Source organism: Pseudomonas baltica (assembly GCF_014235765.1).
Lineage (GTDB): Bacteria > Pseudomonadota > Gammaproteobacteria > Pseudomonadales > Pseudomonadaceae > Aquipseudomonas > Aquipseudomonas baltica.
Map to the genome: position 1 here is coordinate 1,538,828 of NZ_JACMYH010000001.1, position 17,086 is coordinate 1,555,913.

The 17,086-nt window shown below is 63.4% G+C and carries 16 protein-coding genes; 6 read left to right on the forward strand and 10 right to left on the reverse strand.

Features of this window, described 5'->3' with window-relative positions:
- Positions 1 to 11: 11 nt before the first annotated feature.
- Positions 12 to 1,337: an ATP-binding protein gene (locus H7993_RS06835; RefSeq protein ID WP_185793879.1), complete on the reverse strand. Its 1,326-nt coding sequence runs from the start codon at positions 1,335 to 1,337 to the stop codon at positions 12 to 14.
- Entirely contained in the window at positions 1,334 to 2,017 is a 684-nt protein-coding gene (locus H7993_RS06840) for a response regulator (RefSeq protein WP_122479207.1), read from the reverse strand. Before H7993_RS06840 ends, H7993_RS06835 begins: the two co-directional genes overlap by 4 nt.
- 374 nt (positions 2,018 to 2,391) lie before the next feature.
- On the opposite strand from H7993_RS06840, the gene H7993_RS06845 reads away from it, so the two are divergent.
- A complete protein-coding gene (locus tag H7993_RS06845; protein ID WP_185793880.1) occupies positions 2,392 to 3,207 on the forward strand; it encodes a TlpA disulfide reductase family protein in 816 nt (271 codons plus the stop codon).
- 589 nt (positions 3,208 to 3,796) lie between these two features.
- On the opposite strand, the gene asd is transcribed toward H7993_RS06845, so the two are convergent.
- The 5 genes from asd to leuC all read right to left on the reverse strand — a co-directional run bounded on the left by asd (position 3,797) and on the right by leuC (position 9,068).
- Positions 3,797 to 4,909: an aspartate-semialdehyde dehydrogenase gene (gene asd / locus H7993_RS06850; RefSeq protein ID WP_122479209.1), complete on the reverse strand. Its 1,113-nt coding sequence runs from the start codon at positions 4,907 to 4,909 to the stop codon at positions 3,797 to 3,799.
- A gap of 66 nt (positions 4,910 to 4,975) precedes the next feature.
- Complete coding sequence (leuB, locus tag H7993_RS06855; protein WP_122479210.1) at positions 4,976 to 6,058, reverse strand: 3-isopropylmalate dehydrogenase; 1,083 nt, start codon at positions 6,056 to 6,058, stop codon at positions 4,976 to 4,978.
- Between the two features lie 58 nt (positions 6,059 to 6,116).
- Positions 6,117 to 6,875 carry a class I SAM-dependent methyltransferase gene (locus H7993_RS06860; RefSeq protein WP_185793881.1) on the reverse strand — a complete coding sequence of 253 codons (759 nt, stop codon included), beginning with the start codon at positions 6,873 to 6,875 and terminating at the stop codon, positions 6,117 to 6,119.
- Between the two features lie 121 nt (positions 6,876 to 6,996).
- Positions 6,997 to 7,638 (reverse strand): 3-isopropylmalate dehydratase small subunit, encoded by a 642-nt coding sequence (gene leuD, locus H7993_RS06865; protein WP_122479212.1) that lies wholly within the window; start codon positions 7,636 to 7,638, stop codon positions 6,997 to 6,999.
- The gene (leuC, locus tag H7993_RS06870; RefSeq protein WP_185793882.1) at positions 7,635 to 9,068 is read right to left on the reverse strand and encodes a 3-isopropylmalate dehydratase large subunit; all 1,434 of its coding nucleotides are present in this window, start codon (positions 9,066 to 9,068) and stop codon (positions 7,635 to 7,637) included. The genes leuD and leuC overlap by 4 nt, the downstream gene beginning before the upstream one ends.
- A 136-nt stretch (positions 9,069 to 9,204) precedes the next feature.
- Between leuC and H7993_RS06875 the strand changes: the two genes are divergently transcribed.
- On the forward strand, positions 9,205 to 10,116 hold the full coding sequence (locus tag H7993_RS06875; protein ID WP_185793883.1) for a LysR family transcriptional regulator: 912 nt from the start codon (positions 9,205 to 9,207) through the stop codon (positions 10,114 to 10,116).
- On the opposite strand, the gene H7993_RS06880 is transcribed toward H7993_RS06875, so the two are convergent.
- Together H7993_RS06880 and ybaK are read right to left on the reverse strand one after the other, a co-directional pair.
- Positions 10,093 to 10,887 carry a PhzF family phenazine biosynthesis protein gene (locus H7993_RS06880; protein ID WP_122479215.1) on the reverse strand — a complete coding sequence of 265 codons (795 nt, stop codon included), beginning with the start codon at positions 10,885 to 10,887 and terminating at the stop codon, positions 10,093 to 10,095. The genes H7993_RS06875 and H7993_RS06880 overlap by 24 nt on opposite strands.
- 93 nt (positions 10,888 to 10,980) lie before the next feature.
- Entirely contained in the window at positions 10,981 to 11,451 is a 471-nt protein-coding gene (gene ybaK / locus H7993_RS06885; protein WP_185793884.1) for a Cys-tRNA(Pro) deacylase, read from the reverse strand.
- A gap of 296 nt (positions 11,452 to 11,747) precedes the next feature.
- Between ybaK and H7993_RS06890 the strand changes: the two genes are divergently transcribed.
- The 4 genes from H7993_RS06890 to glpD all read left to right on the forward strand — a co-directional run bounded on the left by H7993_RS06890 (position 11,748) and on the right by glpD (position 16,806).
- On the forward strand, positions 11,748 to 12,587 hold the full coding sequence (locus H7993_RS06890; protein WP_185793885.1) for an MIP/aquaporin family protein: 840 nt from the start codon (positions 11,748 to 11,750) through the stop codon (positions 12,585 to 12,587).
- A gap of 55 nt (positions 12,588 to 12,642) precedes the next feature.
- Positions 12,643 to 14,145, forward strand: a complete 1,503-nt coding sequence (gene glpK, locus H7993_RS06895; RefSeq protein WP_122479712.1) for a glycerol kinase GlpK — start codon at positions 12,643 to 12,645, stop codon at positions 14,143 to 14,145.
- Between the two features lie 125 nt (positions 14,146 to 14,270).
- Positions 14,271 to 15,026 (forward strand): DeoR/GlpR family transcriptional regulator, encoded by a 756-nt coding sequence (locus tag H7993_RS06900; RefSeq protein WP_043187404.1) that lies wholly within the window; start codon positions 14,271 to 14,273, stop codon positions 15,024 to 15,026.
- Between the two features lie 241 nt (positions 15,027 to 15,267).
- Positions 15,268 to 16,806 (forward strand): glycerol-3-phosphate dehydrogenase, encoded by a 1,539-nt coding sequence (glpD, locus tag H7993_RS06905; RefSeq protein WP_185793886.1) that lies wholly within the window; start codon positions 15,268 to 15,270, stop codon positions 16,804 to 16,806.
- Positions 16,807 to 16,873: 67 nt separating this feature from the next.
- On the opposite strand, the gene H7993_RS20840 is transcribed toward glpD, so the two are convergent.
- Positions 16,874 to 16,999 (reverse strand): PA1414 family protein, encoded by a 126-nt coding sequence (locus H7993_RS20840; protein ID WP_286916280.1) that lies wholly within the window; start codon positions 16,997 to 16,999, stop codon positions 16,874 to 16,876.
- Positions 17,000 to 17,086: the final 87 nt, after the last annotated feature.

Consider the following 17,086-nt stretch of genomic DNA (forward strand, 5'->3'; position numbering starts at 1 on the left):
GCCACTGCCGCTCACACCGGCCGGACCGGAATCCTGAAGATGGCGCGCAGGCCGTCTTCGCCACTGTCGAAGTCCAGGCTACACCCGCAACGCTGGGCGATGGCCTGAACGATCGCCAGGCCCAGCCCGCAACCGGCACTGGCGCGGCTGCGCCAGAAACGCTGGGTAAGGTGTTGCAAATCTTCGGCACCGATGCCAGGGCCGAAGTCGCGCACCGTGAAGCAGACCCAGCCAGGCTCGGTGGCCAGTGTCAGCCAGACCGGCGCCCGGTCGGGGCTGTGCCGCAGGGCATTGTCGATCAAGTTGCGCAGCGCCTGTACCGCGAGGGTCGACGGCATGCCCAACGCAATCGACGGCAACTGCGGCGGCATGTGCAACTCGACCCGCCAACGATCCGTCTGGCTGGCATCGCCGATGGCCAGGCGCGCCACGTGTTCGGCACTGCACGGTGCCCCATCATCGAACGACAGACTGCCCTCGACTCGCGCCAGCAGCAGCAACTGCTCGAGCGTGCGCTGCAGCCGGTCGGCGCCTTCCTCGGCGTGCGCCAGAGCCTGCTCATGGGCAAGGCCGGTGGTCATGCGGGCCACCTGCAAGTGGGTCTTGATCGCGGTCAGCGGGCTGCGCAACTCATGCGCCGCATCGCCTGTCAGTTGTCGCTCGCGCTCGAGGGTGCGACCGATGCGCAGAAACAGCTGGTTCTGGGTGTCCAGCAACGGCTGCAGTTCGCTGGGCAGCGACTTCAGCACCAGCGGGTCGAGGGCATCGACATCGCGCTTGCGCAGCGCCTCGCACATCCGGTTGAGAGGCGCCAGGCCCTTGCCGATACCCAGCCAGAGCATCGCGATGCTGCCGAGCAGGGCCATGAGCACCGGCGCGGAGGCAGCCAGCATGACCGAACGGTTCAAGGCTTCGCGTTCCAGTTCGCGGTCGGCGGTGGTGATTCGCACATCGTCACGGGCCAGGGTGAAACTGCGCCAGTGCTCGCCATCGATGGCCTGATCGTGAAAACCGGTGCGCTGATCGTCCAGCACCTGGTCGGCATTGCTGTGGCTGCGGGCAAGGATTTCGCCGCGCAACGAGCTGATCTGGCAGGCGATGCCGTCAGGAATGCTCCATTGGTCGGCACTGAAGCGGGTGCCTTCGCCCTGTGCCGCAAGCGGTTGCGGCAAACGGTCGACCATGCCGGCGACCATGCGTGCCGAGGCCACCAGACGCTGGTCCAGAGAGAACATCATCTGGCTGCGCAGATCGCGGAACATCCAGGTGGCGGCGAGTGCCCAGATGACCACGAAGGCCGCGCCGAGGATCAGGCTCAAACGCAGACGCAGGCTCATGGGGCCTCTTTTGGTTCGGTGTGAGCCGGACCCAGGCGGTAGCCCAGCCCGCGGACGGTTTCGACGATGCCGTTACCCAGCTTTCGGCGCAGGTGGTGAATGTGCACGTTCAATGCATTGCTTTCCACTTCGTCACTGAAGCCGTAGACGCTGTCCTTGAGCTGTTCGCCGGAGAGGACGCGGCCGCGGTTCTGCAGCAGGGCGTACAACAGCGCCTGTTCGCGGCGGGACAGGTCGATGGCCTGGCCGGCCAGCCAGGTCTGCCGGGTGCTGGGATCATGCTGCAGCGGGCCATGTTCGATCATGTTCAAGGTGCGGCCAGCCACGCGGCGCTGCAGGGTGTGCAGCCGCGCGCACAGTTCGCGCAGGTCGAAGGGTTTGAGCAGGTAGTCGTCGGCACCTGCCTGCAACCCGGCGACCCGGTCGCTGACGCTGTCGCGGGCGGTCAATACCAGCACCGGCAGAGCCACCCCACGCTGGCGCAGGCGGTGGAGCAGTTTGATGCCGTCTTCGTCGGGCAGGCCCAGATCCAGCACCAGCACATCGAAGCTGGCTGCCTGCAGCATGGCCTGCGCGGCCGAGGCGGTGGCCACCCGGTCGACGTTCAGCCCCTGGGCATTGAGCCCGGCGACGATGCCGCTGGCGATCAGGTCGTCGTCTTCGCAAAGCAATACGTGCATGACAGCGCTCGAAGAATAAAGGCCGCACAGTGACGGGCCGTGATTAACACAACATTATGCCCCTGATACAAGGCAGGAGCGGTCATTGGCCGCGAAAAACGCACCGCGGTGCATCTGTGCGAACTGCACTGGGCCTTCGCGGCCACGGACCGCTCCTACAATGCGCTGAACAGCGCCCCCCTGTAGGAGCGGCCATCGGCCGCGAAGCTGGCGCTGCGGTCTGTCTGATATACCGCGCCGCCCTTTCGCGGCCACGGACCGCTCCTACAGGGAGATATCGAGTGCACACAGTGACAGTGGCCTGGAGCTGGTTAACCATCGGTTAACCTTGATGCAGCCATACTTGTCGGATCACTTCATCAGGATCTGTTGTCATGCTGAGCCTTGCCGTAGGGCCTTTCGCCCTTTCCCTGCATCACCTGCTGATATTGCTGGCGCTGGGCTTGGCCAGCCTCGTGGGCTGGCAGCTGGCGCGCAAGGGGTTTGGCAGCAATCCAGAAGCGCTGATATTTCGCCTGTTCCTGCTGTGCCTGGTGGTCGCGCGCGGGGCTTTCGTGCTGCGCTATTGGGCGCAGTATCGGCAGGATCTCTGGCAGATTCCCGATATACGCGACGGTGGCTTCCTGCTGTGGCCCGGCTTGCTGGTGAGTGCTCTGATGGCGTTGGTGTGTGCCTGGCGGCGCCCGTTAATACGCCGCACGCTGGGCTGGAGCCTGGCCAGCGGCCTGTTGTTCTGGACGCTCGCCAGCCTCGGCAGCCACGGGTATCAGCAGGCGCGGCACTCGCAGTTGCCCGAGGTCACCTTGCACACCGCCACAGGCCAACCCGTAGCGCTGCGCAGCTACGGGGGCAAACCTATGGTAATCAACCTCTGGGCAAGCTGGTGCCCACCCTGCAGACGAGAAATGCCTGTGCTGCTGGAAATGCAGAAACTTCACCCTGAAGTGCGTTTTCTGTTCGTGAACCATGGCGAAACCGCGCAGATCGTGGCGAGCTTCGCCGGGACGACGGGGCTGGATTTGACTCAGGTGCTATTCGACAGCCAGGGCGAACTGGGCCGCGCGCTGGGTTCGGTCGCGCTGCCGACCACGCTGTTCTACAGCAGCGAAGGAAAGCTGCTCGGCAGCCATCTCGGCGAATTGTCGAAAGCCAGCCTGCAGCATGCGCTGGAAACCTTCCCAGCCCAATAAGCACACCACCCCACCGCAACCCCGTAGCAGCGGCGCAAGCCGCGTCGGCGGTGGATGCGGTATCCTGGACGAACGCGTTGGATCCGGACGCGGCTCGCGCCGCTGCTACAGAGATCTAACCCCCCGTAGCAGCGGCGCAAGCCGCGTCGGCGGTGGATGCGGTAATCCTGGACGAACGCGTTGGACCCGGACGCGGCTCGCGCCGCTGCGACAGAGATCTAACCCCCCTGTAGCAGCGGCGCAAGCCGCGTCGGCGGTGGATGTGGTAATCCTGGACGAACGCGTTGGATCCGGACGCGGCTCGCGCCGCTGCTACAGAGATCTAACCCCCCGTAGCAGCGGCGCAAGCCGCGTCGGCGGTGGGTGCGGCATTCCTGAAAGAACGCGTTGGATCCGGACGCGGCTCGCGCCGCTGCTACAGAGATCCAACCCCCTGTAGCAGCGGCGCAAGCCGCGTCGGCGGTAGATGCGGTAATCCTGGACGAACGCGTTGGACCCGGACGCGGCTCGCGCCGCTGCTACAGAGATCCAACCCCCTGTAGCAGCGGCGCAAGCCGCGTCGGCGTTGGATGCGGTCACGCTGGAGGAATCAGCGCTCCAGCAGGATCCGCAGCATGCGACGCAGCGGCTCGGCGGCGCCCCACAGCAGTTGGTCGCCGACGGTGAACGCGCCCAGGTACTGCGAGCCCATGTTCAACTTGCGCAGGCGCCCGACCGGGATGTTCAGCGTGCCGGTAACCTGTGTAGGCGTGAGTTCCTGCATGCTCGCTTCGCGGCTGTTCTGCACCAGCTTGACCCATGGGTTGTGCTGGCTGATCAGCCCTTCGATGTCCGCCATCGGCACGTCCTTGTTCAGCTTGATGGTCAGCGCCTGGCTGTGACAGCGCATTGCACCGATACGCACACAGATACCATCCACCGGGATCGGGCTCTTGAACCGTCCAAGAATCTTGTTCGTCTCGGCCTGGGCTTTCCACTCTTCACGGCTCTGCCCATTCGGCAGTTCCTTGTCGATGTAGGGGATCAGGCTGCCAGCCAGTGGCACACCGAAGTTCTCGGTCGGGTAACCCTCGCCACGCATGGCTTCGGCGACCTTGCGATCGATGTCGAGAATGGCGCTGGCCGGGTTGGCCAGGTCATCGGCGACCGAGGCATGGGTGCTGCCCATCTGCCTGATCAGCTCGCGCATGTTCTGTGCGCCGGCGCCCGAAGCCGCCTGGTAGGTCATGGCACTCATCCACTCCACCAGACCGGCCTCGAACAGCCCGCCCAGGCCCATCAGCATCAGGCTTACGGTGCAGTTGCCACCGATGTAGTTCTTGGTGCCCGCATCCAGTTGCTGGTCGATCACCCGGCGGTTGACCGGGTCGAGCACGATCACCGCGTCATCCTGCATACGCAGGCTGGAAGCCGCGTCGATCCAGTAACCCTGCCAGCCGGCCTCGCGCAGCTTGGGGAATACCTCGCTGGTGTAGTCGCCACCCTGGCAGGTCAGAATCACGTCGAGTGTCTTCAGCTCTTCAATGCTGTAGGCATCCTTGAGCGGGGCAATGTCCTTGCCGACCGCCGGGCCCTGGCCGCCGACATTGGAAGTGGTGAAAAACACCGGCTCGATCAGATCGAAGTCCTGCTCTTCCAGCATCCGCTGCATAAGCACGGAACCGACCATACCGCGCCAACCGATCAGACCTACACGTTTCATCGCAACTACACCTTCTTGAAAAGTGGGCCGCTGCTGTCGATGGAAAGTCGCAGCGGGCCCAAGAGATTACAGATTCCGCAGCGCGGCGACTACTGCATCGCCCATTTCCTGCGTACCGACCCGTGTGGTGCCCTCAGACCAGATGTCGCCGGTGCGCAAGCCCTGATCCAGCACCAGGCTGACCGCCTGCTCGATGGCAGCGGCAGCATCGTGCTGGTTGAAGCTGTAACGCAGCATCATCGACACCGACAGAATGGTCGCCAGCGGGTTGGCGATGCCTTGCCCGGCGATGTCCGGCGCCGAACCGTGGCAGGGCTCGTACATGCCCTTGTTGTGGGCGTCCAGCGAGGCCGAAGGCAACATGCCGATGGAGCCGGTAAGCATCGACGCCTCATCGGAAAGAATGTCGCCGAACAGGTTGTCGGTGACCATCACGTCGAACTGTTTCGGCGCGCGCACCAACTGCATCGCGGCGTTGTCGACGTACATGTGGCTCAGCTCGACATCGGGGTAATCCTTGCCGATCTCCTCGGCTACTTCACGCCACAGCTGGCTCGACGCCAATACGTTGGCCTTGTCCACCGAGCACAGCTTCTTGCCGCGCACCTGGGCCATGTCGAAGCCGACGCGCACGATGCGGCGGATTTCGCTCTCGCTGTACGGCAGGGTGTCGTAGGCCTGGCGCTCGCCGCCTTCCAGTTCGCGCACACCACGCGGCGCGCCGAAGTAGATGCCGCCGGTCAGCTCACGGACGATGAGGATGTCCAACCCGGCAACGATTTCCGGCTTCAGGCTGGAAGCATCGGCCAGTTGCGGGTAGAGAATGGCAGGACGCAGGTTGGCGAACAGGCCCAACTGCGAGCGAATCTTCAGCAGACCGCGTTCCGGGCGAATATCGCGCTCGATCTTGTCCCATTTCGGCCCGCCCACCGCGCCCAGCAGCACCGCGTCAGCGGCACGGGCACGTGCCAGGGTCTCGTCGGCCAGCGGCACGCCATGCTTGTCGATGGCAGCGCCGCCGATCACGTCGTGGGCCAGTTCGAAGCCCAGCTGGAACTTGGCGTTGGCCAGTTCCAGCACCTTGACCGCTTCGGCCATGATTTCCGGGCCGATGCCGTCGCCTGGGAGAATCAGAATCTGCTTGCTCATGCGTTCCTCGTTAATTCCGGTAATACGGCATGCCCCCGGGCAGGCCGTGAATGAATGCTCAACGCTGGGCCCACAACACCAGCACGTCGGTACTGAACGAGCCATTGTCGTCGATCTGGTAATACTCGCGCACCTCGGCGCCCACGGCTTGCTGCAAGGCGCGGATGGCCGCGCGCATGACCTCGGGCGTGCGCATGCGCTCGACCCACGAGGCGTATTCAAGGCGCAGGCGCTGGCGAGTGTGCCCGCGTACCTGCAGGCCCGCTTCATTCACCTGGCTCAGCCATTCGCCGGCACTGTAGTCGCGCACATGGCTGGTGTCGCGCAGCACTTCGACACTTTGCAGATGGGTATCGAGCAGCGGGCTGCCCGGCGACATCACGTCGATGAAGCAGGCCACGCCACCGGGTTTGAGCACACGGCGCACTTCGCGCAGGGCCAGGCCGAGGTCGCTCCAGTGATGCGCCGAATAGCGGCTGAACACATAGTCGAAGGCGGCGTCGGCGAACGGCAGCCGCTCGGCCGGGCCGAGTTCGGTGCCGACATTGCCCAGCCCCCGCTCGCTGGCAGCGCTGGCGACCACGTCGAGCATCTGTTGCGACAGATCATAGGCCACCACCTGTTTGACCAGTGGCGCGCAATGAAAACTGACGTGGCCGGCGCCACACCCCAGGTCCAACAGCCGAGCCTGGGACTGGCCCGCCAGCTCCGCCTGAAGCAGCGCAAATTCCGCGCCCTGGGCGTGAACGGTGCTGCTCAGATAGGCCGAAGCCTGTTCACCGAACTGTTTCTGCACGACTTGGGTGTGCTGGGTCATGGGCTGGGCTTCCTTGTGCCTGGGTTTTCGGTGGCCTTGCGGGCCTCTTCGCGCGTAGAGGACTCGCCGCCCATGTGGGAGCGGGCTCTGCCCGCGAAAAGGCCAAACCTGCCTACATCAATCAATCACGAAACAACCAAGGCTGGCTGGCCCGATGCTTGGCCTCGAACGTCGCAATCGCCTCACCGTCCTGCAAGGTCAGGCCGATATCGTCCAACCCATTCAACAGGCAGTGCTTGCGAAACTCGTCGATCTCGAAGCTGTAGACCTTGCCGCTCGGGCTGGTCACGCTCTGGGTCGCCAGGTCCACGGTCAACTGGTAACCCGGCGCGGCCTCGACTTCCTGGAACAACTCATCGACTTGCTCATCACTGAGGATGATCGGCAGCAAGCCGTTCTTGAAGCTGTTGTTGAAGAAGATATCTGCATAGCTCGGCGCGATCACGGCGCGAAAGCCATACTCATCCAATGCCCACGGCGCATGCTCGCGGCTGGAGCCGCAACCAAAGTTCTCCCGCGCCAGCAGCACGCTGGCACCTTGGTAGCGCTCGTGATTGAGGACGAAATCCTTGTTCAACGGACGCTTGGAATTGTCCTGGTAAGGCTGACCGACATCCAGGTAGCGCCATTCGTCGAACAGGTTCGGGCCAAAGCCGGTGCGCTTGATCGACTTCAAGAACTGCTTGGGAATGATCTGGTCGGTGTCGACGTTGGCACGATCCAACGGAGCGACCAGGCCGGTGTGTCGAGTGAAGGCTTTCATGCTGCGTTCCCCTGGATCAATTCACGAACGTCGACGAAACGACCGACGACGGCGGCTGCGGCGGCCATGGCCGGGCTGACCAGATGGGTACGCCCACCGGCGCCCTGGCGGCCTTCGAAGTTGCGGTTGGAGGTCGATGCGCAGTGCTCGCCCGACTCCAGCCGGTCCGGGTTCATCGCCAGGCACATGGAGCAGCCCGGCTCACGCCACTCGAAGCCCGCCTCGAGGAAAATCTTGTCCAGGCCTTCGCGCTCCGCTTGCGCCTTGACCAGGCCCGAGCCCGGCACGACGATGGCCTGCTTGATGGTCGAGGCCACCTTGCGGCCCTTGGCGATCACTGCGGCGGCGCGCAAGTCTTCGATGCGTGAATTGGTGCACGAGCCGATGAACACGCGGTCGAGCTGAATGTCGGTGATCGCCTGGTTGGCGGTCAGGCCCATGTATTTCAGCGCGCGCTCGATGGAACCGCGCTTGACCAGATCCGACTCGCGCGCCGGGTCCGGCACGTTCTGGTCAACGGCCAGGACCATTTCCGGCGAGGTCCCCCAGCTGACCTGCGGCCTGATCTGCGCGGCATCCAGGCGCACCACGGTGTCGAAGTGGGCATCGGCGTCGGACACCAGCCCTTTCCACGACTCCACCGCCTTGTCCCAATCGGCGCCGCTGGGCGCGAACGGCCGACCCTTGACGTAGGCGACGGTCTTTTCATCGGCAGCCACCAGGCCCACGCGGGCGCCGGCCTCGATCGACATGTTGCAGATGGTCATGCGGCCTTCCACCGACAGGTCGCGAATGGCGCTGCCGGCAAACTCGATGGCATGGCCATTGCCGCCGGCGGTGCCGATCTTGCCGATCACGGCCAGCACGATGTCCTTGGCGGTCACGCCAAACGGCAAGGTACCTTCGACCAACACCTGCATGTTCTTCATTTTCTTGGCCACCAGGCACTGCGTGGCGAGCACGTGCTCGACCTCCGAGGTACCGATGCCATGGGCCAGGGCACCGAAGGCACCGTGGGTCGAGGTGTGCGAATCGCCGCAGACCACGGTCATGCCGGGCAAGGTCGCGCCCTGCTCCGGGCCGATGACATGGACGATGCCCTGGCGTACGTCGTTCATCTTGAATTCGGTGATGCCGTACTCGTCGCAGTTGTCGTCCAGGGTCTGCACCTGCAGACGCGACACCTGGTCGGCGATCGCGCCGATGCCGCCCTTGCGTTCCGGGGTAGTCGGCACGTTGTGGTCGGGCGTGGCGATGTTGGCGTCGATGCGCCACGGTTTGCGGCCGGCCAGGCGCAAGCCTTCGAACGCCTGGGGCGAAGTCACTTCGTGGATGATGTGACGGTCGATGTAGATCAGCGCCGAGCCATCGTCGCGCTGCTTGACCAAATGCGAATCCCAGAGCTTGTCGTAGAGCGTTTTGCCGGCCATCAGACGTTTCCTCATCAGTCTTGCTGTCTTTTCTATGCCTATAACCGCTTGGCTTGTAGGGGTGATGCTATGAGGTTATCTTGAATAACTCAAATTCATAATTTTAATACTTTGGATAACCAAAAGGAATTCGCGCATGGACCTGGCCAGTCTCAATGCCTTTATAGCCATCGCCGAAGTGGGCAGTTTTTCCAGGGCCGGGGATCGGCTGCACCTGACCCAGCCGGCGATCAGCAAACGCATCGCCGGGTTGGAATTGCAGCTGGGCGTGCGTTTGTTCGATCGCCTGGGCCGCGAAGTCAATCTGACCGAGGCCGGCCGGGCCCTGCTGCCACGCGCCTACCAGATTCTCGATGTGCTGGAAGACACCCGCCGCGCCCTGACCAACCTGAGCGGCGACGTGACGGGCCGCCTGACCCTCGCCACCAGCCACCACATCGGTCTGCACCGATTGCCCTCGCTGCTGCGCACCTACACGCGGATGTACCCCAAGGTCGCCCTGGACATCCAGTTTCTCGATTCGGAAGTGGCCTATGAGGAGATCCTGCACGGACGTGCGGAGCTGGCGGTGATCACCCTGGCGCCCGAGCCCCATCACCTGGTGCGCTCGGTACCGGTGTGGCATGACCCGCTGGATTTCGTCGCCGCCCCGGAACATCCGCTGGCCCTGCAGGCGGTGGTGAAGCTGAGCGATATCGCCGAACATCCGGCGGTGTTTCCGGGCGGCAATACTTTCACCCACCACATCGTCAGCCGCCTGTTCGAGGCGCAAGGCCTGAGCCCGAACATCGCCATGAGCACCAACTACCTGGAAACCATCAAGATGATGGTGTCGATCGGCCTGGCGTGGAGTGTGCTGCCGCGCACCATGCTCGACGAGCAAGTGGCGCGCTTCCAGCTACCCGGTGTGCAGCTGAGCCGCCAGTTGGGTTATATCCTGCACACCGAACGGACCCTGTCGAATGCGGCGCGGGCCTTCATGGCGCTGCTCGACGATCAGGCCGGCACACTGGCTTCGGCGCAATCAGGGCTGGGCACCGAGCAGTAGCCGGCCGCTGCTGATCAACGTGGCGTAGCCGCCGATCTTGACCCGTTCGCCTTCCATCCGGCAAAACAGATCGCCACCCCGCGCCGAGCACTGGTAGGCAGTGAGGCTGGTCTTGACCAGACGCCTCGACCAGTACGGGATGAGGCTGCAATGGGTGGAGCCGGTGACCGCGTCCTCGTCGATGCCGATGGCAGGTGCGAAGTAGCGCGAAACGAAGTCCTGATGGTCGCCCCGGGCGGTAATGATCACCCCGGGCCAGGGCAAGCGTGCCAGGGCCGCCATGTTCGGGCGGCACTGGCGTACCGCCTGCTCCGACTCCAGCAGGACGAACAGCGACGCCGCCGCCATTACGTCGACCGCTTCGCAACCCAAGGCACGCTCGACCTCCAGGGTCAGGCCCAACTGCTCCTCGGGCATCATCGCCGGGAAGTCCAGCCACAGCCGGTCGCCCTCACGGCTGACGGTAAGGTTGCCCGAGCGGCTGGCGAACGACAGGCTCGACGCCGTCTCCCCATAGACATGAAACAGCACGTAGGCGCTGGCCAAGGTGGCATGGCCACACAAGGGCACTTCGGTGCGCGGGGTGAACCAGCGGATATGCCAGCCCTGCGCTTCGCGAACCAAAAACGCGGTCTCCGCCAGGTTGTGCTCGGCGGCGATCTTCTGCATCAGCTCGTCGGCCAGCCAGCTGTCGAGGCGGTAGACCATTGCCGGGTTGCCAGCAAAAGGCTGTTGGGTAAACGCATCGACCTGATGGAAATCCAGTTGCATGGCAATCCTCGCTGTTGCGGAAAGGGGTGGCGGCCAAGCCGTCTGGCTATCGGCGTTCGACTCGTCGAGTCGATGAATAATTTCCTTGGTGCATCAGGGGCGGCCGATATCGGCGAAGCGACCCTGGGTGTGCTCGGCCAGCAGCTGCGGCGCCAGCTCGACTTCCAGCCCGCGCCTGCCGGCGCTTACGAACATGCTGGGCAATGCCTCGGCGGTTTGATCGATGAAGGTCCGCAAGCGCTTCTTCTGCCCCAGCGGGCTGATCCCGCCCAGCAGATACCCCGTGGCTCGCTGCGCAGCCTGCGGATCTGCCATCTCGCATTTCTTCACGCCGGCCGCATGCGCGAGCGCCTTGAGATCCAGGGTGCCGGTCACCGGCACCACTGCCACCAGCAGCTCGCTTCTTTCGCTCGCCGCCAGCAGGGTCTTGAACACCCGCGCGGCGGTCAGACCGAGCTTTTCCACCGCTTCGAGTCCATAGGAAGCTGCCTTGGGATCATGTTCATAGGCATGCACTCGATGCTCGGCGCGGTGCTTCTTCAAGAGGTCCAGGGCGGGGGTCATGCAGGGACTCCAGACAAATAAAAAACAGGCCCGGCATTAGGACACAGGCGGGCAAGCCACGCCAACCGTGGCTTTGCCGGAAATGCGCGGAAAAGTTCGCAGGCAATGAACGAACTCGTTCGCTTTCGACCTTTGACAGCGGCGTTTCTTGTCTATATTTTTTCGTTTGTGAAGATAGGCACGATAGTACAATGTGCTCGAAGGCTGTACTGCGACGTGCGATGGGGATCGCACGACGACAGATTCCAGGCGCCGAAAACGGCGTCAGACAAAAAAAACAATTGGGGTAATACACGATGACCGCACAGCAACAACCGACCTTGTCGGGCCAGTGCACTGCCGAGTTTCTCGGCACCGCGCTGCTTATCTTCTTCGGTACCGGCTGCGTCGCGGCGCTCAAGGTCGCAGGTGCCAGCCTCGGCCTGTGGGAAATCAGCATCATCTGGGGCGTCGGCGTGAGCATGGCGATCTACCTGACGGCCGGCGTGTCCGGTGCCCATCTGAACCCGGCGGTCAGCATCGCCCTGTGCCTGTTCGGCGGCTTCGAGAAACGCAAGCTGCCCTTCTACATTCTGGCTCAGGTGGCAGGCGCGTTCTGTTCCGCGGCACTGGTCTATACCCTCTACAGCAGCCTTTTCTTCGATTACGAACAAACCCACGGCATCGTCAGGGGCACGCAAGCGAGCCTCGAAACGGCGAGCATCTTCTCCACCTACCCCCATGCGGCGCTGTCCATCGGTCAGGCCTTTTTGGTCGAGATGGTCATCACCGCCATCCTGATGGCGGTGATCATGGCCCTGGGCGACGAGCACAACGGTCTTCCGCGCGGGGCCATGGCGCCGCTGCTGGTCGGCTTGCTGATCGCCGTGATCGGCAGCGCCATGGGGCCGCTGACCGGCTTTGCCATGAACCCGGCCAGGGATTTCGGTCCAAAGCTGATGACGTTCATCGCCGGCTGGGGTGAAATAGCCTTCACCGGTGGCCGCACGATTCCCTATTTCATCGTTCCCATCGTGGCGCCGATCGTAGGTGCCTGCCTGGGCGCCGGCGCGTACCGGGTACTGATCGCACGCCATTTGCCAAACTCGAACAACGGGTCGGCCGAAGCGTCCGCATCGAAGGTGCAGGCCTCCTGAGCCTGCACAAACACCACATTCCGCATTTATTGCACACTTGCGCAAGGCCATCGACATGACCGATACCGACAACAAGAACTACATCATTGCCCTGGACCAAGGTACCACCAGCTCCCGGGCGATCATTTTCGACCGCGACGCCAATGTCGTCGGCACCTCGCAGCGCGAATTCGTCCAGCACTATCCGCAGGCCGGCTGGGTCGAGCACGACCCGATGGAAATCTTCGCCACCCAGAGCGCGACCATGGTCGAGGCCTTGGCCCAGGCCGGGCTGAGCCACGCCCAGGTTGCGGCCATCGGCATCACCAACCAGCGTGAAACCACCGTAGTGTGGGACAAGAACAGCGGTCGCCCGATCTACAATGCCGTGGTCTGGCAGTGCCGACGCAGCACCGAGATCTGCCAGCAGCTCAAGCGCGACGGCCTGGAAGACTACATCAAGCAGACCACCGGCCTGGTGGTCGACCCGTACTTTTCCGGCACCAAGCTGAAATGGATCCTCGACAACGTCGAAGGCAGCCGCGAGCGCGCACGCAACGGCGAGCTGCTGTTCGGCACCGTCGATAGCTGGCTGATCTGGAAATTCACCGGCGGCAAGGTGCACGTCACCGACTACACCAACGCCTCGCGCACCATGCTCTTCAACATCCACACCCTGGAGTGGGACGAGAAGATGCTGCAGACCCTGGACATCCCGCGCGAGATGCTTCCAGAGGTCAAGTCGTCGTCGGAAATCTACGGCCATACCAAGAGCGGCATCGCCATTGCCGGGATCGCCGGCGACCAGCAGGCCGCCTTGTTCGGCCAGATGTGCGTCGAGCCTGGCCAGGCCAAGAACACCTATGGCACCGGCTGCTTCCTACTGATGAACACTGGCAAGAAGGCCGTCACGTCGCAGCACGGGATGCTCACCACCATCGGCTGCGGCCCGCGTGGCGAAGTCGCCTACGCCCTGGAAGGCGCCGTGTTCAACGGCGGCTCGACCGTGCAGTGGCTGCGCGACGAACTGAAGATCGTCAACGACGCCTACGACACCGAATATTTCGCCAGCAAAGTGAAGAACACCAATGGTGTCTACCTGGTGCCGGCGTTCACCGGCCTGGGCGCGCCCTACTGGGACCCCTATGCCCGTGGCGCGCTGTTCGGCCTGACCCGCGGCGTACGCGTCGACCACATCATTCGCGCGGCGCTTGAGTCGATTGCCTACCAGACCCGCGACGTGCTCGACGCCATGCAACAGGATTCCGGCGAGCGCCTGAGCGCCCTGCGCGTGGACGGCGGCGCGGTGGCCAACAACTTCCTCATGCAGTTCCAGGCCGACATTCTCGGCACTCCGGTGGAGCGTCCGCAGATGCGCGAAACCACGGCCTTGGGTGCCGCCTACCTGGCGGGCCTGGCGTGCGGCTTCTGGGGCAGCCTGGATGAGTTGCGCGGCAAGGCCGTGATCGAGCGTACCTTCGAGCCTCTGCTAGACGAAACCGGCAAGGAAAAACTCTACGCTGGCTGGAAAAAGGCCGTTGAACGCACCCGTGACTGGGAACCGCACGAAGAGCAGTGACCGAGTGAACGCGCAGACCGGCCAGTTCCGGCCTGCGCAAGTGCGGTCCATGGAATCACTTCTGGCGATGGGGCCCGTTCCTGCGGCATCATGCATGCTTTTGCATGGCAGCCAAAGGAAGCCCCATGAACCTGCCTCCCCGCCAACAGCAGATCCTCGAACTGGTACGCGAACGCGGCTATGTCAGCATCGAGGAAATGGCCCAACTGTTCGTCGTGACGCCGCAAACCATCCGGCGTGACATCAACCAGCTGGCCGAGGTCAATCTGCTGCGTCGCTATCACGGTGGCGCCGCCTACGATTCGAGCATCGAAAACACGGCCTACGCCATGCGTGCCGACCAGATGCGCGACGAGAAACAGCGCATCGCCGAGGCGATTGCCGCCCAGATCCCCGACCACGCCTCGCTGTTCATCAATATCGGCACCACCACCGAATCCATCGCCCGCGCCCTGCTCAACCACAGCCACCTGAAGATCATCACCAACAACCTGCACGTGGCCTCGATCCTCAGCGGCAAGGACGACTTCGACGTACTGCTGGCCGGCGGCAACGTACGCCGTGACGGCGGCGTGGTGGGCCAGGCGAGTATCGACTTCATCACCCAGTTCAAGGTCGACTTCGCCTTGGTCGGCATCAGTGGTATCGACGAAGACGGCAGCCTGCTGGACTTCGACTATCAGGAGGTTCGCGTCAGCCAGGCGATCATCGCCAATGCGCGCCAAGTCATTCTGGCCGCCGACTCGAGCAAGTTTGGCCGCAATGCCATGGTCCGCCTGGGCCCGATCAGCCTGATCGACTGCCTGGTCACCGATCAGCCACCCGTGCCCGCCTTGCTGCAATTGCTGCAACAACACAAGATCCGCCTCGAGATCGTCTGACCCTGTGGCAGCGGCGCAAGCCGCCCTGCCCGTCCACAATCCCCACTTGGCAACGCCCACGGCGCATCAGCTTCGCTTCTGATGTTCGTATTTCTTCGCTTTGACCCCCTTCGATCAACAATTTCAATCATCTTCGACTGGCTAAGCCCTTCGTATTGGGCTAGTATTTTCGAAATTGAACATTGATGTTCGAATTCAAAGCACTCATTCGAACGCTCCTTGATAAACGCAGGAGGCTGCCATGCCCCATTCGACCTTGCCCCGCCAACCGCTGGCTGAAATCTACGACGTCGCCGTGATCGGTGGTGGCATCAATGGCGTGGGGATTGCCGCCGACGCTGCCGGGCGTGGGCTTTCCGTGTTTCTCTGCGAGAAGGACGACCTGGCCAGCCACACCTCTTCGGCCAGCAGCAAGCTGATCCACGGCGGCCTGCGTTATCTGGAACACCACGAATTTCGCCTGGTACGCGAAGCACTGGCCGAACGCGAAGTGTTGCTGGCCAAGGCTCCGCACATCGTCAAGCCCATGCGTTTCGTCCTGCCGCATCGGCCTCATCTGCGTCCTGCCTGGATGATCCGCGCCGGGCTGTTCCTCTACGACAACCTGGGCAAGCGAGAAAAGCTGCCAGGCTCGCGCAGCCTGCGCTTCGGCGCCGACAGTGCGTTGAAGCCGGAAATCACCCGCGGTTTCGAATATTCCGACTGCTGGGTCGACGACGCTCGCCTGGTGGTACTCAACGCCATGTCAGCGCGGGAAAAAGGCGCACATATCCATACCCGCACCCGCTGTGTCGACGCGAAGCGTGTAGACGGTGTGTGGCAGGTCAATCTGCAGCGCGAGGACGGCAGCACGTTCACCCTCAAGGCGCGCGCGCTGGTCAATGCGGCCGGGCCCTGGGTAGCGAAGTTCATTCGTGACGACCTGCAGTTGCAATCCCCATACGGCATCCGCCTGATCCAGGGCAGCCACCTGATCGTGCCACGCCTGTACGAAGGCGAGCAGGCGCACATCCTGCAGAACGAAGACCAGCGCATCGTCTTCACCATCCCGTACCTGGATCGCTTCACCATCCTGGGCACCACCGACCGTGAATACACGGGCGACCCGTCCAAGGTGGAGATCACCGACGCCGAGGCCGACTACATTCTCAAGGTGGTGAACGCCCACTTCAAGAAACAGGTCAGCCGCAGCGATGTGGTGCGCACCTATTCGGGCGTTCGCCCGCTGTGCAACGACGAGTCGGACAACCCATCGGCCATTACCCGCGACTACACCCTGTCGCTCAGCGGCGGCCACGGCGAGGCGCCGATCCTTTCGGTGTTCGGCGGCAAGTTGACCACTTACCGCAAGCTGGCTGAGTCGGCCATGGCACAGTTGAAGCCATTCTTCGCGCAGATGCGCGGTAGCTGGACGGCGACCAGTGCCCTGCCCGGTGGCGAAGACATGAGCACGCCGCAGGCCCTGGCTCAGGACATGCGGGTGAAAGCTCCCTGGCTGCCAAACGGCCTGGCCGAGCGTTGGGCGGTCAGCTACGGCAGCCGCAGCTGGCGTTTGATCGAAGGCGCACAGTCGGTAGCCGATCTGGGCGAGGAATTGGGCACGGGGCTGTTCAGCCGCGAAGTCGATTACCTGTACGAGCAGGAATGGGCCACCCGCAGCGAAGACGTGCTGTGGCGTCGCAGCAAGCTGGGGCTGTTCGTCGATGATGCGGCCGCGGTTCGCCTGGATGCTTACCTGGCGAAAGTCGACGCCAGCCGGGCCAATACCCAGGCGGCTTGAGCGCTGTCAGCAACGAAAAACGCCCCGTAAGGGGCGTTTTGCATGGCGCGCGACGGGCCCGGAGGGCTCAGCGCCGAGGGCGCTGCCGAGGCCGGTGGTTGTCGGCCGGGATAGGCACAGGCTGTGGTGGCGGCGGCACCAGCCCCAGTGCGACAGCCAGATCGTGGAGCCAGTTGTACAAGTTACCGTTCATATCGCCCCCCTTCAGGGAAAAGCCCGAACGACGGTCATGGTCCGTCGCTTCTGTTCGATCATAGCGCTAAGCGACGTAGGATGCATT

Excerpts from the sequence above, each read along its gene's own strand:
- H7993_RS06835 (WP_185793879.1), bottom strand. The coding sequence starts at position 1,337 with ATGAGCCTGCGTCTGCGTTTGAGCCTGATCCTCGGCGCGGCCTTCGTG.
- H7993_RS06840 (WP_122479207.1), bottom strand. The coding sequence starts at position 2,017 with ATGCACGTATTGCTTTGCGAAGACGACGACCTGATCGCCAGCGGCATC.
- H7993_RS06845 (WP_185793880.1), top strand. The coding sequence starts at position 2,392 with ATGCTGAGCCTTGCCGTAGGGCCTTTCGCCCTTTCCCTGCATCACCTG.
- asd (WP_122479209.1), bottom strand. The coding sequence starts at position 4,909 with ATGAAACGTGTAGGTCTGATCGGTTGGCGCGGTATGGTCGGTTCCGTG.
- leuB (WP_122479210.1), bottom strand. The coding sequence starts at position 6,058 with ATGAGCAAGCAGATTCTGATTCTCCCAGGCGACGGCATCGGCCCGGAA.
- H7993_RS06860 (WP_185793881.1), bottom strand. The coding sequence starts at position 6,875 with ATGACCCAGCACACCCAAGTCGTGCAGAAACAGTTCGGTGAACAGGCT.
- leuD (WP_122479212.1), bottom strand. The coding sequence starts at position 7,638 with ATGAAAGCCTTCACTCGACACACCGGCCTGGTCGCTCCGTTGGATCGT.
- leuC (WP_185793882.1), bottom strand. The coding sequence starts at position 9,068 with ATGGCCGGCAAAACGCTCTACGACAAGCTCTGGGATTCGCATTTGGTC.
- H7993_RS06875 (WP_185793883.1), top strand. The coding sequence starts at position 9,205 with ATGGACCTGGCCAGTCTCAATGCCTTTATAGCCATCGCCGAAGTGGGC.
- H7993_RS06880 (WP_122479215.1), bottom strand. The coding sequence starts at position 10,887 with ATGCAACTGGATTTCCATCAGGTCGATGCGTTTACCCAACAGCCTTTT.
- ybaK (WP_185793884.1), bottom strand. The coding sequence starts at position 11,451 with ATGACCCCCGCCCTGGACCTCTTGAAGAAGCACCGCGCCGAGCATCGA.
- H7993_RS06890 (WP_185793885.1), top strand. The coding sequence starts at position 11,748 with ATGACCGCACAGCAACAACCGACCTTGTCGGGCCAGTGCACTGCCGAG.
- glpK (WP_122479712.1), top strand. The coding sequence starts at position 12,643 with ATGACCGATACCGACAACAAGAACTACATCATTGCCCTGGACCAAGGT.
- H7993_RS06900 (WP_043187404.1), top strand. The coding sequence starts at position 14,271 with ATGAACCTGCCTCCCCGCCAACAGCAGATCCTCGAACTGGTACGCGAA.
- glpD (WP_185793886.1), top strand. The coding sequence starts at position 15,268 with ATGCCCCATTCGACCTTGCCCCGCCAACCGCTGGCTGAAATCTACGAC.
- H7993_RS20840 (WP_286916280.1), bottom strand. The coding sequence starts at position 16,999 with ATGAACGGTAACTTGTACAACTGGCTCCACGATCTGGCTGTCGCACTG.